Here is a 16,656-nt window from a genome sequence, read left to right as displayed (position 1 = left end):
CCTACTCTTTCAGCGACGCATAAAACGTCAAACCACGAACGTTTTCGTCGATATGCAATGACCGTTGAAGAGGCGGAAACGCGCGCTGCTCGCAGTCCATACGTTCACAGAGGCGGCACGTCACACCCACCGGCACCGCCATCTCCGTGCGTTCCAAGTCCATACCGTCCGAGTAGACCAACTCGCGAGCCTCATCGAGCTTGCACCCAAGCACGATCGCATGCAGCGCTGGAGGCGCATGAAAGCCGCGTTCACCACGATTCACCGTTCGCGCCACACAAAAATAGTGGCGCCCGTCCGGCATCACGGACATCTGCGTGCGAATCTGCCCTGGCGTCATAAACGCCACCACCAAATTCCAACGCGGACACGTCCCGGAAAAGCGCGCAAATTGTATGCCCGAGGCGCTGAAGCGCTTGCTGATATTCCCCGCAATATCCACCCGCATAAAGTGGAAATTGACTCCCTGATTCCCAGGCCGCCGCAGGGTTGTCAGCCTGTGGGCCACCTGCTCAAAGCTAGTTCTGAAGCGGTGACCAAGCATGTCGAGGTCGTAGCGCACAGACTTCGCAGCTGCCAAAAATGCGTCGTAAGGCATTAAGACTGCACCAGCAAAATAATTGGCCAGAGCCACGCGCATCAAAGCTCGTGAATCCGAGGTAGTCAGATGGCGATCGTCCACAAGAGACGCCAGCATCGGCGAGTGCTCCAGAAGTCCAATCTGGTGGGCTAGTTGGAAATTCACCGTGTGCGGAGCCAAAAGCTCGGAGAGAAAAAGTACACGCTCCTCGGGGTCAAACCGGCGTACCGACTTGACCGCATGATTGGCCTCCACGAACCGGACCTCGATGCCGTGCGTGTTCTCCAGATAGCCCTTCAAGGCCCCAAACAAATCCGAGCTCGGCAGGCCAGCTTTTTTGCGCAAGGTCTCGGCCGCGATCTCCAAGGTTGGAAAGTAGTTTCCGTGTCGCTGCAAAAAATCACTGACCTCTTCGGATGGCAGCCGCCACGAATCCACGCCCGAAGCCTCCACCTCATCGAGGCGCGCAGATACCGTCTGCATCTGCTCTCGTAACTCCTGGTAGCCCTCGTACATGGATATCAGCGCACGCCCCACATCGGGCGCCGCGCGAGCCAACTCACGCACCTCTTGAATTCCGATCTCGTGATTCTCAAAGACAGGGTCTGAAAAGACCTCGGTTAGCTGCCCGATCAAAGTCTGAACGCCACCTTGTTGAAACTCGCGGAGTTCAACGCCAAAAATCTCGGCAACCTTGATCAAGACCTCGGCGCTTACCGGCCGACGTTCATGCTCCATCAAGTTCAGGTAGGAGGCTGAGATCCCCAATTTTTCTGCAAGTCCAGCCTGCGTCATCTTCTGCTTCTTTCGAAGGTTTCGGATCTTGACGCCAAGCCCGGAGCTCATACCCGCTCCCACTCTTTATCGCCGCAGACAAGTCGGACAAGATTCGGAATCGACTCAAAACACTCTGCCACGTCTACGTCGATGCCCACTAAGAACGCCGTAGCCGGCTCGTCGTGCTTCCCGAGCGCCACGACCACCTCCGCCCCGCCTTTAACCCGAAAAACCTGTGTCCGTTGCGTCAGCGCGTCTACGGTGGCTTTCTCCAAGTCCCACGGCCGCCAATTCTCCATGAAGTTTAAGTCGTAGGCGCTTGGCTCCATGCCGGGAAGTCTCTCCAGCCACGCCAACACTGGCCGCAAGGTTGCCTCGTCGGACAAGGTTTGGTCCGCGAAACTCAGGCGCCATTCAAGCGAAGAGCTCACCCGAATAACCCCGCTGATTTTTGGGTCACAGCAGCCTTGAGCGCGCGGTCCGCCCGCAGAATCTCGATATAATCGGGCGGCCCTACCCACTCACGCTCTTTAATCTCCGAGCGCGGTGCCAGCGCCCTGACTCGCGTCATCAGGCGTTTTACAAAGCCGCTCGGGATGATGTCGGGCTCTTCGTAGACCTCGACCTCCGCTTCAAGCCGGTCTAGATGTGCACTGGTCAAGACTCGACGCCTCAATAGGTCTTGAAAACTATTGGCCAACTCTTGGATTCCGTAATCGTCTCGACTCAGCATGCCGCCAGCCACATGCACCAGATTGTCCAACGTGAATGTTTCATCGGCCCAGAGAACCAGCGCAGCCTGAAAATAATTCACGATCGGCACGATTCTGGGACCGAACGTGAGAAACCTTCCGGGCGGAGAGCGCCGGTCGAGATTGATGAAAATCCGGTCGACCTCGGCGTCATCGGGCTGCAGATGAGCCGCATAACGCATGATCTTCTCCATAGTCGTGGCGTAGACTTCCGCCTCAACGAGCACGTCGCGCAATACGTCGAGGCCGATGTTTCCAGACACAAGGTCCGCGTACACAGAATAGATGAACGCGTCCTGTTCGGCGTCGTCTCCGAAGAGTGTCTCCGGCACGCTAAGTGCCGCGTCTGAGCGCACACGCAATAGGGCCTCGAGCTTGTAGCCGACCTGCCCACGGACCGCTTTGAGCCTGCCCTTGAGGATATTCTCCAGAGTAGGCTTCAAGATGAAAGCGTCGGGTTGGATGCCATCAAGCTCGAATTTCTTCTCGAGGATGGAGCGCATCTGAGTGGGGCTACCGGAGATGAAAGTCACCATGGACCTGGACTCTGGGCGCGGCCGCTTGACTTCCTTGAGGAGGGCCACGGCACCGGGCACGTTGATCTTGTCCTCGGGCTTTTGAAGTGCCGTTCGGATCAGATCTTTGATCGAATCAAACTCGGTCTTCAGATAGGTCTTATCGAGGTCCCACCTGTATATTCTGACTACCGGAACATCGCCCGGATCCTGGCTCACCACGTCACTCACCCTCAATTTCAGCACCCGCAATATCCTGAGCAATCTGCTCCGGAAGGCGTGCCCTGATATTCTTTATCGCAAGTTTGAGTGAATTGCCTATGGCCTTCTTCCCGGATTTGGGGTGCGCCACAATGACCACGCGGTCGAGCCCCAAGAGCGGCGCTCCCCCGTACTCTTCAAAATCGATGGCCGTCTTTAGCTTTTTCAAGCCGCCCGACAAGAGCTTCAAGCCGGTCTTCCAAGCAAGATGCTTATCGTACGCAGAACGAGCCAATTCAAACGCCGCCTCGCCCGTACCTTCGAGGAGTTTGAGGGCTACATCTCCCACAAAACCTTCGCACACGATGACGTCGTAATCGCCGCGCGGAATCTCGTCGCCTTCGATATTGCCGTAGAAGTTAAGGCGCTTGTCCTCTCGCAACAACTCATAGGCTTCTACGACTTCAGGCGGCCCAATTCGCGCCTCTCTAGAGTTGGACAAGAGCGCTACTCGAGGACGCTCAAGGCCTTTCACAAGCCGTGCGTAGGCGCTTCCCATCAAGGCGAAATTCTGGAGGTCTTCAGCACTGGCCCTCAGCGTTGCGCCAACATCCAAGATCAGCCCGAGTCGATCCGTGCCCCTCACCCTGGGCGTTGGGTAGACTGAGGCGAGCGCCACCCGGGAAATTCCGGGCAGCGGCTGAAAGTACTTGCGTGCACAAAGAATCGCGGCCCCCGGATGGCCCGCGCTAACAAGCCCATCGGCCTCCCCATTCGCCACCAGTTCACAGGCAATCTCGAGCGAAGAATCCGTCTTTCGCTCCAGAGCCTGCTGTGCGGGCTCGCCCAGGCCGATATAGTGCGGGGCGTGGATGACGCTGATCCGCTCGGGGTTATGCCCGAACTCGTAGAGCAAATCGCTGAGTCGCACCTCGTCGCCGACCAACAAGAAGAAGACATCGCCCGAGCCTTGCCGCGACGCGGCAGCAACCGCCGCCACCACATCGCGCGGCGCGTTATATCCTCCCATGGCATCGACCGCTAAGGTGATTGAGTCCATGTTTTAGAACCAAATATGGGCAATGAAAAACGCCTCTGTAGACGCGATGTTCGTAAAGTCTACACGTGGTGTCCAGTTAATCCGATACGAAGCCTCCAAATCAACGAACGTATACGGGTGCCAATCCAGACCGAGCTGCACGCGATGTTTATGGTCGTCGAGCACTCGGATGTTCGGGTCGGCCCATTCGTACTTGAACTTTCCATAGACGCCGCGGTGAAGCCCCAAGAAGAGCTCGTTGAACGTGTAGAAACCGGTGAAATCGTCAATTCCTTCCATCTCCGAAAGGTTACGTTTCAAGTCGGCAGAACCGTAGACGACGAGTGGGTTCAGATTGACCGCCCACTGCAGGCCCGCCGTGGCTTGGTCGAACCCCAGACGACGATTCAAGTACCCAAAACTCGCGCCAGTTTGCCAACCCAAATCCCTAAAGCCCACGTTCGCCGTGGTTCCGATCCCACGCTCAAGCCGCTCGCCAGGCCAGCGCTGAAGCCCTTGATAGTAGAGCGACATATCGGCGTAGAAGTAATTCGGGTTAAATCCGGCATCCATCCCAAACGCTGAGAAATACTGGTTAAAGCCGAGGTCATTGCGCATGAACGCTGAATGGTCGTCCACCTTCCAACCATACCTCGGCGAGATGCGGCCGAAACGAACCCATGAATTGTAGGGGAGCCGATACTTGATGAAGATTTCGCGAATGGTGAAATTCTCGCGAAACGACGCGTTATCAAATTGCTCTTCGTCTTTGCGCGCCTGAACGCCCGCGCTGACGTAGAGAATCAGGTCCTTGACCGACTCGTTCATGCCGTAGAGGTCGGCCTGCATGGGGAACACGTAGTTCTCGCTTGTTTCCCCGATCGTCTGATTCAGCGCCATAAATCGGAAGTCGCCGCCCCAATTCCATGTGGGTTCGGCCTCGATATTTCCATACCGCTCTTCAATGGTCGTATGGTCGCGCTTTCCCGGCCACCAGCCGGAGAACCCGTCCTTTAGGGAATACGTCCCGCGTTTTGGAAAGCCTTTGGGCTTGTACTTCATCGGATTTGCGAACGAACTTGGCCGCGTACCCCACGTGGGCAACACCTCTTTGCCATAGTACTGACCATCTGGGGTGCGAAGTCCTCCGCCCGCCGGTGACACGTGGCAGCCCGCACAATCAAGCGTGCATCTTCGAGCCGACATATCCGGGTTCGCCCAGCCGAGTGGCTCGATATGACAGGTATCGCAAGCGCTCGATGCGCTGATCGCATAGACAGGGAGCGCCTCCGCGCGCACCCCCACGAATAGCAAAACCAGGCCGAGCGCCTTGAAGAAGTGTTTCACTGGTAAGGTGCTCCCGATTCGATCCAAGTACGGACGGCCTCGATTTGTGCGTCCACCAAATTGCCAGCCGGAGGCATGCGCACGCCGGCGGTATTCGAGTTAATCCTCAGGAAAATTGCGCTCTCTTCGGGTTGAGTGGGCACCACAAACGGCGTCCCGGCTGAGTAGACCGACGACGCCGACTCAACGTTTTTCCCCGCGAGCGCGAACCGCACCTGTTCTGGCGTAGCGCCGACCGGAATCTCCAGATTTCCGTTGCCGCCTGCTTGCCCGTGGCAATTAGCCGTTCCACAATTGGTGGCCAAAATCCCCGCAACCACATCAAAAGGCGCGCCTTCCACATTGTTGGTCGTGTTGTTCGTGCCGTTATTCGAGTTGTTCGAATTGTTGGAGTTATTGGAATTGTTCGGCGGATTATTGGGCATATTGTTCGGCAGCACGCCCGGCCCCTCACACGGCGCGCCGGTGTTGAACCATTGCTGAAAGATCTCTCGCTCGGTTTCCGTGGGCTGCAACGGGTAGCTCGGCGGTGGCATGGTCTTTAGCTGTGATGTCCTCAGGGCATTCAAGGCCGCCATCGTGCTCGCGCCCGAGACATCGGCGTTCTCACACTCATCGAGCCTGAAATAGCCTGGCGCACTCTGAGTCGCTGGAACGGAATGACATTCAGTGCAGTACTTCTCCATCAGCGGCAAGACATCGCGCTTCCACTCCGGTAGCTCAGGAACATCGAGCACAGGAGGTGCTTCGTCTCCGAACCCAGGGCACCCCATCAAAAACACACTTAGCAGGATCAGTTTTTTCGCGCCCATCGAATCCCGTACAGCAAGAATATGGGCTATCCTAACCAAACATCAGCCATGTTGCTAGTCATACTAGGTTTTGGTGTACATCGACTCGATCAGGTCCGAGAACTTTTCTTCAACTGCACTTCGTCTGACCTTTTGAGTTGCGGTCATCTCACCGTCGTCCTGATGAAGTTCCTTGGGGAGAAGCTTGAATCCACGAACTTGCTCAACCTGAGCCAATCGCTCGTTCGCACTCTCCACTTCGCTCGAAATCAACGAGGACACTTCGGGCTTTTGAACCAGATCTTGGAACGAGGTGTAGTCGATTCCTCGGCGTCGAGCCCAATCCCCGACCGAGTCGGCATCAATCTGGATGAGTGCGCCCACGAATTTTCGGCGATCGCCGATAGCCACGGCTTCTTTGATGAACGGACTCATTTTGAGCGCGTTTTCGATCTTTTCCGGTGAGAGATTCTTGCCACCAGCCGTGATGATGATCTCCTTCTTTCGTCCAGTAATCTTGAGGTAATTCTCGTCATCGACCTCGCCGATATCGCCCGTCTTGAGCCAGCCGTCATCCAGCGTGCGCGCCGTGGCCTCGGCATCGTGCAGGTAGCCTTTAAAGACCATCGGCCCTCGAACCAAAATCTCGCCGTCTTCGGCGAGCTTAAAATCCACGAGCTCGACCGGTGCCCCAACCGTACCGATCTTCGGAGCACGCGGCGGATTTAGATGCGATACCCCAGAGCATTCAGTCTGCCCATAACCCTCGAGGACCGGCACGCCGATGCCATGAAACCACCAGAGCAAATCCTGTGAGATTGGCGCCGCTCCAGAAATCGGATGCCGGCAGCGAGCCAACCCAAGCCGCTCACGCAAAGCCCTGAAAACCAAGAGGTGGCCGAGGAAAAACACCAGAGTGTCCAGAAAATTGAAGTTCCCCTCGATGCGCCTACGCGCGATTTCCTCACCCCGCCTCACGAAGAAATCAAAGAGCGTGCGCTTGAGCCAGCTCGCGTCCTTCATCTTTAGAACCACGCTCGCGTGCATCTTCTCCCAAATTCGTGGAACACCCAGGAAGATCGTGGGGGAGACCTCGCGCAGATCCTCTTGAATCGTGGCGATCGACTCACCAAAATGCACCGTGGCTCCAACGCTAAGTGGCAAGAAGATGGTGAAAATCTTCTCGGCGACATGGCAGAGAGGAAGGTAGGAAATGATTTGGTCAGACGGCCCCGCGCCCAGTAGTGGCGCGACCTGGGCCGCAACCCCCACCACATTCGCGCTCGCCAACATCGCCCCTTTGGGCTCGCCCGTGGTGCCGGATGTGTAGACCACCATGGTGGGCTCGTCCGCGCGACGCCCCGTGCAAAGCTCCTTTAGCCAATCGAGGTCGGCAGATGCTTGGATTTGAGCCTCCAAGTCCTCCCAAAACAAGATTCGAGGATCGTCTTCAGCGCTCACGCCGCGTCCATCGAGCACAATGATGTGTTCGAGGTCTGGCAGCGAGCCCGCGCACTCGAGGACCTTATCAACTTGCTCTTGGTCTTCGCAGACGACCACGCTCGAACGCGAATGCCTGAGAACGTACGCCACGTCCTCGGCCGGATTCGTCTGATAGATCCCGACGCTTCTGGCCCCCAGCGCCTGGGCTGCGAGGTCGGCAAAAAGCCATTCAGGGCGATTATCACTTAGGATCGAGACGTTCCCCTCGGCCTTGACGCCCAGCTTCTGAAGCTGTTTTGCGAACCCGGCAACTTGTAGTCCGTACTCTCGCCAGGTAATTTCCCGCCAGATCCCGTGCTCTTTGACCCGCATTGCAGGTGCATCCGGCCGGCTCTGAGCGTGCCCCAGCAGTTGGCCTACCAGAGTGGTTTCGCTCAAGCGGCACCTCCCAGATAAGCCTCGATAACCTGCGGATTCTTACGGATCTCCTGAGGGGGTCCGTCAGCGATCTTCTCTCCAAAATCCAGGACGGCGACGTGGTCGGCGAGGTCGAGTACCATTCGCAGCTCGTGCTCCACCAGTACCTGTGTGATGCCGAGCTCCTCTTTGATGTCCAACATGTAGCGCGCCATATCCTCAGTTTCTTCCTGATTCAGGCCTGCCGCCGGCTCGTCCAAGAGCAAGAGTTTCGGGCGCATACAGAGGGCACGGCCAAGCTCAACGCGCTTTAGGATACCGTAGGGCAGAATTCCACATGGAGTCTTGCGCCAAGCTTCCAGATGAAGAAAGTCCATGACTTCTTCAGCTACGCGCCGCCACTGAATCTCCTCGGCCCGTGTACTGCGAGTCCAGAGCATGTTGGCTAGCCATCCCGACTCGTAGTGTTGATGGCACCCTAGCATTAGATTCTCCACGACGGTCATCTGTGGGAAGACCGCCAGGTTCTGGAACATACGTGAGATTCCAAGCCTCGATACTTGCGCCGGAGCGAGCCCTTTGAGCGAGCGCCCTTCGAATGAAACCTCTCCGACCTGAGGCTCGTAAACTCCGCAGATACAATTGAAAAGAGAGGTCTTGCCCGCACCGTTTGGGCCTATGACTGCAGCAAGTTCACCCTTCGCCACTTCGAGCGATACCCCTCGCAATGCCTTTACGCCATCAAATGAGAGCTCAATGTTTTTGACCTCAAGCATGTAGCCTCAAGCAAAACGGACCGTGCAGCCGCCAACGCCGCTGATCGAGGCGTCCAAGACATCTCCGGGTGCCACAGGCGTCACCGGTCCAAGCGCACCCGAGAGCACAATATCTCCGGCCTTCAAAGGCTCACCCATGCGGTCGAGCGTCTGAGCAAGCCAAACCACGGCATGCCACGGGTTCGATAGACACGCCGCACCCGCTCCGGTGCTCACGATTCGCCCATTCTTTCGCAAACGCATTCCCAGGAGACGAAGGTCAAGCGACATCGGGTCCGCAGGCGTGTCACCCAGCACAAACATGCCACTCGACGCATTATCAGCAACGGTGTCCTCAAAGGTGATCTTCCAATCGGCGATTCGCGAGTCAATGATCTCGATCGAAGGCAACACAAAGTCAGTGGCTTTCATCACCCGCGGAACCGTAAAGGCTCCGCCTTCAAGACCCGTCTTTAGGACAAACGCGAGCTCGGCTTCAGCCCTAGGCTGCAGGAGTTTCGATGTCTCTACGCTGCCATGATTCGCGACCAACATATCATCGAGCAGGCACCCGAAATCAGGCTGGTCAACTTTCAGCCATGACTGAATCGCCTTGCTGGTCAGCCCGATTTTACGCCCAACAATCGTCGATCCCGCCGCGACACGACGCCGAATATTCGACCTCTGAATCGCATAAGCATCAGTGCTCGTCAGCTCGAACTCGGCACTCAACGGGGAACAGGGAGCACCTGACTCCACCGCATTTCTGAGCCGCTCAGCGGCCTGCTCAATGTGATTCATTCGAATAACTCCATGATTAATTTAGGACATCTACCACGAGTACTACCCAATACACCGCCGCCCCCACAAGTAGACCCTGTCCAATTCGCCTGTCGAGCTTTTGCCAAACGCGGAAGGCCAGGTAAGCCGCTCCAAACGCGAGCGGCAAACTCAAGTACGCAGGAAAGCCTAAGCCTCGGGCAAGCCATCGGTCCGTGAGTGCTTCCGCCACGATCGCGATATTTGAAATGACGATTGCCGCCGCGGCAGCACCAATCAAAACCCGATTCCCAGTGTCCCCTGACATCGGTGGCAATTCGGGTGGTCTATCGGAAAACTCAGACAAAGAAGCTCTCGCTATAATGGGCGCGTACCCGTTTGAAAGTGGCCGCACCAAACGCATTGACGGCAACTCCCCACAGCACCAACGCTTTGAAAACTTTGGTCAATGGGCGCCGACCTACGGCTATGAGTAGGATCAAATACACCGTGTAGTCCAAGGAAAATCTGAATCCGAACTGCTCATATCCCGTGTTCTGGTAGAAAAAGCCTGGCAACGCCGTCACAAAAACCGTGGCCCAGAGTGCACGCCACCAAAACACATCGGGCGCGGAATCCCGAGGCATCGGCCTGAAAAGCCAGATGAACGCCGGCGTGGTCAAAAGCAAACTCATGCCGTGTTTTGAGATGATCACATAGGGTTCTGCCGCCTGGAACTTAGGGATCAAGGTAAAGGCAGCAGTGAGATTCTTGGACAAAAAGTGGGTGTTAAAGAGGCCGTGCTCCTTGACGCGCTGCAAGCCACCACCGGCGAGGTAGGTGTGTCCAAACTCACTCAAGGACTCGAATCGCGCGTAGTTATGCGCCAGAAGTAGCCCGCCAATCACAAGACAAGGAAACGAGAAGAGAGCCCCCTTTTTAAGCGCTTCCTGCCACCCCTCGGTCCTGAGCTTGCCGCCTGGGAAAAGTAAGAAGAGATAGAAGAACACCGCGCTGAAAACCAGCGGAGTCCTTGTCGCAAACGCGAGCCCCATGAATATTCCGGCCAAGAGCGGCCGGCGCGCATCAATCGCGCAAAGCACGTAGAGCAACGTAAACGTCACCCCCATAATGAGTGCTGTAAACCACACTTGCCCCAGCACCGAGCACCAAAAATGGGCGGTGCCAAAGCCGAAAAGCAGCGTTAACCACAAGTCGTCCGACCTAGATCTTCCGCTCCTGCCGCCTTGAGAAAGTCGCCTCAAGAGCACGTAAATCAAAGCAACGTTTAGTGCCGCAAAGAAGATGGTCCAAAGAACATCGTTCATCTCCCAGCCGAACAACGCCACCGCGGGCATCATCAGGACAGCCGGCGCAGGCGGAAATGATACAAAGTATCGTTGCGTTCGCTCGGCACCTCGTAACTCCTTGGGTCCAAGCTCAACTCGGCGGCCATCCAAGAGCTGAAAGCTCCCCGAGCCACGCCGGTCCACCCACACTCCCCGAAATTCTTCGCCGCTCTGCAGCCGAATCTCCCAGTAGCTAGCCCAGTCATTGCGATGATGCGGCTTCTTCTCGAGCTCAAATGGGGCGAGGCCCTCGCGTCTTTGGGCTGCTTCATCTGAAAAAGACGACGCCACCATCGAATTGAAGGTCTGCGCCAAATACACGAAGTGATTGTCCGCTGACGGACCCTTGAGACGCTCCCCCGCAAATGCCGCGTAGATTCCAAACGAAACCAGAAAAATGAGGAATGGCAAACGCCAGGCCTCCCGCCAGTTCACTGAGCCACGCGCCACAGTTTCATGAGCGCCCAGCTCACCAGCACTTTCGTAGGATTCTCCTGGAGGGTGGAACATGGTTCTCCAAAAACACAACGAGCCCGTTAAAAAACGGGCTCGAAGCTACATGATCGTATTCTAGGACGCTAGATTAGAACTTGTACTGAGCGTTCAAGAGCGAGAAGAGACCCGTGGAGTTTCCACCGAGAATCGCTGGACCATCGGTCACGAAAGGCGTTTGAAGCGTTCCGTTAAGCTCGAAGTTACCGAGCTTGATTCCCACACCAACGCTCCAGAGGAACTCGTAGTGATTAGCCGAACCACTGACGTTTGGCGTGTTATCGTCGCTGAAGGTTTGAGCTTGTGATTGGAAGTGGTAGCGCGAGGTAAGCCCCGAGCGGAATGCCATCCAATCCCAGAGCCAGTGCTCGAGAGCCAGTTTGAAACCAGGGAGCAACAACGAAGTTGAGGAGATGTCCTGGTCACCACCGTCAAGCGAGTAGCTCGAGTAGCCGAACCCAAGGGTTCCGTAAGCTGCGATGGTGGTGTTATCTGGCAAGGTGTACACAGGACCCGCACCAGCTTCGATGAAGAAGTTGGTCGAATCTTCAGTGTACTCAAGAGGGGTGGTTGAGCTTTGAGGCGAAACACCGTTCTCGTTTGTGACGCTTGAGGAATTCACGTGAATGATTCCTACGACACCGAGCTCGATATTCTCTTGGAGAGGCACGAGGGTACGGTTCGAAAGCGTGAAGCTAGGAAGGAATGTTCCCGAGTCAGCGTAGTTCGGCTCGTTGTTCTGAGTCGTCTCAAAACCGTTGCTGAAGAAGCCAAGTCCAAGCTCAAGGTTGACGTCCAGCTTGATGTCGGAGCGAACCGAATAACCTGCGGTCAGGTTGATGGCCGTGGTGTTCCAAGAATCTTTCTCGGTCAGACCTGGGGCGTCAACTTCCACGCTTGCATTGTTCTGGCCCACCGAAAGACGGAAGCCCAACGAATGGTCAGGAGCAAGGCGGAATGCCAAAAGCAAGTCCACCATCTGAAGGGGGGTCAAGAAGTTACTGTTTGGACCCGCTGCGTCACCCACATTTGGCGTATCGCTGAGTGCGGGAGGAAGCGGCGAGTTATAGCCGAAGTAGCTCCAAGACTGGTTTGCGGCTGGACCGTAGGTGTAGAGGTCGCCCGCTCCGAGGAAGCCGTGAACGGTCGAGCCAAACACATCTTGGCGATGGCTTGAAATACCGAACGCGAAGTTCTCATCTCCAAAGAGAAGTAGACCACCGCCACCCATGGCTTGTTCGCCTTGAGAAGGTGCCGCGGTCTCGTCACCACTTTGACCACCGATAATGCCGGTAAGCGACGCACCTGGGTAGTAATCAAAGCTCACAAGGTTGCGATATTCCAACGCAAGTTGTGGGTAGAAATAGACGTCATCGACGTCTTCGATCAGAAGATTACCGTTCAAGCTCGAACGACGATCTGCGTGAGCATCCGAAGCCACCCCGAGGGTGACACATCCTGTGATGGCAAGGGCCGCCAAACGATTCCACTGTACACTCATGGTTCCTCCAACTATCCAAAAAACGGCGCCTAAATGCGCCTTATTCGCTAAGTTGGACGGGTCATACAACACATTTCCGGGCGTTTGCAATGCAAAGTACCCTGAACAAACCTGAAAGTTCAGAGCAAAAAAGCCGGCATTGCTGCCGGCTCTCTTGCTTTCTTATGTCGCGCTACTTCACTGCGATGCAGGAGGAGCTTCAGGTGCATCACCTTCAGCGGCCGCCTCGCCTTCAGCAGCAGCTCCCTCTGCAGGGGCCTCCTCAGCCTTTTCCTCGGCTGCAGGCTCAGCTGCTTTCTCCTCGGCTGGCGCCTCTGCTGGGGCTTCAGCAGGTGCTTCGGCTGGCGCCTCAGCTGCAGGAGCATCTTCTTTCTTTTCACATCCCATCGCGAAGCCCATCGCGACGAGACCCATGACGAGCACGTACTTTCCAATTGCGTTCATCAGACCCTTCTCCTTCTGTGGTTGACCAGCATTGGTGGAGACCGGAGTTTAAGGCAGGAAAATACAACGGTCAACTTTACTTATTCAGGAATGTACAAAAGTTAGCACCAATTCGCCACGGCGCGCATCTGCGTGGTCCACGCGCACACGAATCTTGGCCCCTAGTGGCATGCGTTCCGCCGTAGAAACCGTCTCGATCACACCAAATTCTGTGAGCAAGACCTGACGGTTTTCGTCTAGTACGATGGCGTCAAACTCCTCGTTCGTCCGGGCACCCAGCGCCACCAATAGCCAATAACGGCGAGACGCACGCTCAACCTCTTGTGCGTGCATCGCCGCTTCAGAGACCTCGGCGAGCACGCCGTAGAGCTCTTGGTCCTCGTAGGGAAGGGCTTGATGATGGAGCCATGACTTGAGCTGCCTTTGATGCACAAGGTCGAGGTAGCGTCGGATCGGGCTCGTCGCCTGAACATAGGCCGCAAGACCCAGGCTCGCGTGTGGCATTGGGCTTAGACCCATGCTCGACTTACGCATAGTCTTCAGCACAGCAAACTCGCCGGCAACGCCTTCCAACGGCTCGAGCTCCTGTTCCGCCGGCTCCTGACCTCTAAAGACGGCAGGAATATTCGCCTTATCAAACACTTCGGCAACCTTGGCGTTGTAGGCGACCATGAACTCCTGAACCAATCGTCGAGAAGCCGTATCAGACACCGACCAAATCACAGGTTCCTCGCCACGAAGCTCGACGTGCGAAGTTGGAAGCTCAAGGCTTCGCGCTCCCCTTGACTCCCGCTCAGACCTGAGCTGTTCGGCAATCTTGAACATCGTGTGGATTCGATCGGTATGTTCCTCAGTCGACTCCTCACTCAAAATCTTGTCGACCTCATCGTAGGTCAACCGCTCGGCAACACGCACCCAGGTCTCCTTGAACTCCCATGCCTTGAGCTCCAGCCCACGATCAAAAGTCATCAAGAGGCTCAGGGCCGCACGGCGCTCGCCTTTGACCAAACTCAGATTCCCGTGACTCAAAACTCTGGGAAACATCGGAATTTCATCTTCTACCAGATAGACCGAAGTTCCACGCCGAATCGCATCCAAGTCGAGCTCGTGTCCCTTGGGCACCCACGCGGAGACATCCGCGATATGTACCCCGACCAACCACGAGCCGTCCTTCTTTGACCTCAGACTCAACCCATCGTCCATGTCGCGAGTCTGGGCATCGTCCACAGTAAAGGTCCACTCCTGCTCAAGGTCTAGCCGAGACGCCTCAGATGCTTTTAGGGCAGCCGCTAGGTCCTGAATCCTCAGCTCATGGTCTCGTATCTTCCATTTGCGACGCTCCAGGTTTTCGTGCTTTGAATAGACACCAAGACGCACCAAAAGCTCAAAAACCTTGAGCACGCCTACACCTGGCAGATACTCCCCTACCTCGTCCTCGGTCTGCCGTAGGAACTCAAGAAACAAATCAGCGTCCTCAGAGTTCGGGTGCAGTACCACGTCTTGAAGCCGAGATATCAGTCCACGAGGAGCATCTTGACACCCAGCCGAGCCCTTCAAGGCCGAAGACAGCCAACGCTTCTCCTGGTCGCGCTCCTTCGCCTTTGCATCGCGTTCACGGGCTTGTTCGCTCAAAGACGCCAGGAGTCTCGCGTCCCTGGCTTGCCAACCCTTGTCTACCGCCCGGAAGTAGAGGCTATCCGCCTCAAGTGCGCGCCGAAGGGCCAAGACCTGGCTCGGGCTCGCGCCCCCCGCAAAGTCTGCAAGTTCTGTAGTGGCGTAGGTCTCGCCAGCCTCTACCAATCCCCAGAGCGCCTCTACATCAATATCCTCGACCAGAACCTGAGCTTCGGCCTCCAGACCTCCAAGAACCTGGTCCACATCGGCCTCACCTGCGTTCCCCAGAATCTCCTGAATGTCCTTGAGCTTTGGACGAAACTGCGTGGAGTCCAGACCCATGACCAGAGCCTTCTTGCCGAGAAGTCTCTTGACGACTCCAAGTCTGGATTCCCCGTGGTGAGTAAATTCGACGATGCTACCTTCGACTATCAAGTTCGGCCTTATCGACTCAGTTCATGGCCGCCAAGCACCTGACCGCCCTCGCACGCCTTCTCGCAGGTTTGTGGCGATCAATCAAATGACATTGTCTTCACAGACGGCGAAACCTCAAAATGAGCTTCCGTCGCTGCCCGTACATCATCAACGCTGACACCTGGCGCTGTCTCGATCAAGACCAGATGGTCGCCCGCAACGTCGAAGACCGCTAAATCCGTGATGATTCGGTGAACACATCGGGTACCGGTCAGCGGTAGATCACACGCCTTGAGCACTTTGGACTCTCCAGACTTTGATTGATGCTGCATGAGCACGACGACACGTTTGGATCCAGCCACAAGATCCATGGCACCACCCATGCCTTTAACCATCTTGCCTGGGATCATCCAGTTGGCCAGATCCCCCTCTTGGTTGACCTGCATGGCACCGAGGATTGAAAGATCGATATGCCCGCCGCGAATCATCGAAAAACTCATGGCACTATCAAAAAAACTAGCGCCTGGAATGGCGGTGACCGTCTGCTTGCCCGCGTTGATGAGGTCCGCGTCCTCTTCCCCTTCATACGGAAAGGGCCCGATACCCAGCAGACCGTTCTCGCTTTGCAAGGTCACGCTCATGCCGTCCGGGATATAGTTGGCTACCAGGGTTGGAATCCCAATCCCGAGATTGACGTACATTCCGTCTTTCAACTCTTGAGCTGCTCTTTGAGCAAGTTCTTCTCGTGATAGGGCCATTTTCAACCTCTCTTGCGCGTGGTGCGCTGTTCGATCCACTTCTCGTAATTCTCGCCCTTCAAAATCCGCTGAACGAAGATCCCCGGGAGGTGCACCTGATCGGGGTCGATCTCGCCCACTTCCACAAGTTCTTCGACTTCAGCAATGGTGACTTTCCCAGCCATTGCCATCATCGAATTGAAGTTTCGTGCCGTCTTTCGGAACACGAGATTTCCAGACTTATCGCCTTTCCACGCCTTAACGAGCGCGAAATCAGCTTGCAGCCCGCGCTCCATCACATAGGTGCGCCCGTCAAACTCTCGCGTCTCCTTTCCGTCGGCTACTACCGTACCGACTCCGGTTGCGGTGAAGAATGCGGGGATTCCCGCACCACCCGCGCGTATACGCTCAGCCAATGTCCCTTGCGGATTGAGCTCAACCTCGAGCTCGCCGCTCAGGAATTGTTGCTCGAAGTTCTTATTTTCGCCCACATAACTTGAGACCATCTTTCGGATCTGGCGGTTCTGCAAAAGAACGCCGAGCCCGAATTCATCAGTCCCACAATTATTGCTGATCACGGTAAGATTCTTGGTTCCACGACGACTCAGCGCGAGGATCAAATTCTCGGGGTTTCCACACAACCCGAATCCTCCACTCATCAACGTGGCCCCGTCCTCAATGTCGAATATTGCGGCATCTGCCGACTCGAAAACTTTGCTCATGGAATGC

Annotated in this window: 16 protein-coding genes; all 16 read right to left on the bottom strand. The window is 56.1% G+C overall.

What is annotated here, in order from left to right:
- Window position 1: 1 nt before the first annotated feature.
- The 16 genes from FRD01_RS18060 to FRD01_RS17985 all read right to left on the bottom strand — a co-directional run bounded on the left by FRD01_RS18060 (window position 2) and on the right by FRD01_RS17985 (window position 16,649).
- Entirely contained in the window at window positions 2–1,426 is a 1,425-nt protein-coding gene (locus FRD01_RS18060) for a helix-turn-helix domain-containing protein (protein WP_146962131.1), read from the bottom strand.
- A complete protein-coding gene (locus FRD01_RS18055) occupies window positions 1,423–1,788 on the bottom strand; it encodes a hypothetical protein (RefSeq protein WP_146962129.1) in 366 nt (121 codons plus the stop codon). Before FRD01_RS18055 ends, FRD01_RS18060 begins: the two co-directional genes overlap by 4 nt.
- Complete coding sequence (locus FRD01_RS18050) at window positions 1,785–2,870, bottom strand: phosphatase domain-containing protein (protein ID WP_146962127.1); 1,086 nt, start codon at window positions 2,868–2,870, stop codon at window positions 1,785–1,787. Before FRD01_RS18050 ends, FRD01_RS18055 begins: the two co-directional genes overlap by 4 nt.
- Window positions 2,848–3,885, bottom strand: a complete 1,038-nt coding sequence (gene plsX / locus FRD01_RS18045; protein WP_146962125.1) for a phosphate acyltransferase PlsX — start codon at window positions 3,883–3,885, stop codon at window positions 2,848–2,850. Before plsX ends, FRD01_RS18050 begins: the two co-directional genes overlap by 23 nt.
- Window positions 3,886–3,888: 3 nt before the next feature.
- Window positions 3,889–5,211 (bottom strand): hypothetical protein, encoded by a 1,323-nt coding sequence (locus tag FRD01_RS18040; protein WP_146962123.1) that lies wholly within the window; start codon window positions 5,209–5,211, stop codon window positions 3,889–3,891.
- On the bottom strand, window positions 5,208–6,023 hold the full coding sequence (locus FRD01_RS18035) for a c-type cytochrome domain-containing protein (RefSeq protein ID WP_146962121.1): 816 nt from the start codon (window positions 6,021–6,023) through the stop codon (window positions 5,208–5,210). The genes FRD01_RS18040 and FRD01_RS18035 overlap by 4 nt, the downstream gene beginning before the upstream one ends.
- A gap of 63 nt (window positions 6,024–6,086) precedes the next feature.
- A complete protein-coding gene (locus FRD01_RS18030) occupies window positions 6,087–7,883 on the bottom strand; it encodes an AMP-dependent synthetase/ligase (protein ID WP_146962119.1) in 1,797 nt (598 codons plus the stop codon).
- A complete protein-coding gene (locus FRD01_RS18025; RefSeq protein WP_146962117.1) occupies window positions 7,880–8,638 on the bottom strand; it encodes an ABC transporter ATP-binding protein in 759 nt (252 codons plus the stop codon). The genes FRD01_RS18030 and FRD01_RS18025 overlap by 4 nt, the downstream gene beginning before the upstream one ends.
- A gap of 6 nt (window positions 8,639–8,644) precedes the next feature.
- Entirely contained in the window at window positions 8,645–9,418 is a 774-nt protein-coding gene (locus FRD01_RS18020; RefSeq protein ID WP_146962116.1) for a 2-keto-4-pentenoate hydratase, read from the bottom strand.
- Window positions 9,419–9,434: 16 nt separating this feature from the next.
- Entirely contained in the window at window positions 9,435–9,743 is a 309-nt protein-coding gene (locus FRD01_RS18015; RefSeq protein WP_146962114.1) for a hypothetical protein, read from the bottom strand.
- Window positions 9,736–11,235: a glycosyltransferase family 87 protein gene (locus tag FRD01_RS18010; RefSeq protein ID WP_146962112.1), complete on the bottom strand. Its 1,500-nt coding sequence runs from the start codon at window positions 11,233–11,235 to the stop codon at window positions 9,736–9,738. The genes FRD01_RS18015 and FRD01_RS18010 overlap by 8 nt, the downstream gene beginning before the upstream one ends.
- 73 nt (window positions 11,236–11,308) lie before the next feature.
- Window positions 11,309–12,718 (bottom strand): hypothetical protein, encoded by a 1,410-nt coding sequence (locus tag FRD01_RS18005; protein WP_146962110.1) that lies wholly within the window; start codon window positions 12,716–12,718, stop codon window positions 11,309–11,311.
- Between the two features lie 177 nt (window positions 12,719–12,895).
- A complete protein-coding gene (locus tag FRD01_RS18000; protein WP_249755722.1) occupies window positions 12,896–13,162 on the bottom strand; it encodes a hypothetical protein in 267 nt (88 codons plus the stop codon).
- Between the two features lie 84 nt (window positions 13,163–13,246).
- Window positions 13,247–15,211, bottom strand: a complete 1,965-nt coding sequence (locus FRD01_RS17995) for an RNB domain-containing ribonuclease (protein WP_146962107.1) — start codon at window positions 15,209–15,211, stop codon at window positions 13,247–13,249.
- A gap of 77 nt (window positions 15,212–15,288) precedes the next feature.
- Complete coding sequence (locus FRD01_RS17990; RefSeq protein WP_146962106.1) at window positions 15,289–15,948, bottom strand: CoA transferase subunit B; 660 nt, start codon at window positions 15,946–15,948, stop codon at window positions 15,289–15,291.
- Between the two features lie 2 nt (window positions 15,949–15,950).
- Window positions 15,951–16,649: a CoA transferase subunit A gene (locus FRD01_RS17985; RefSeq protein WP_146962104.1), complete on the bottom strand. Its 699-nt coding sequence runs from the start codon at window positions 16,647–16,649 to the stop codon at window positions 15,951–15,953.
- Window positions 16,650–16,656 lie beyond the last annotated feature (7 nt).

It is taken from the genome of Microvenator marinus, from assembly GCF_007993755.1.
Taxonomy (GTDB): domain Bacteria; phylum Myxococcota_A; class Bradymonadia; order Bradymonadales; family Bradymonadaceae; genus Allomicrovenator; species Allomicrovenator marinus.
Note: the sequence above shows the minus strand (reverse complement) of the source record. Positions and strands in the feature narration are given on the sequence as shown.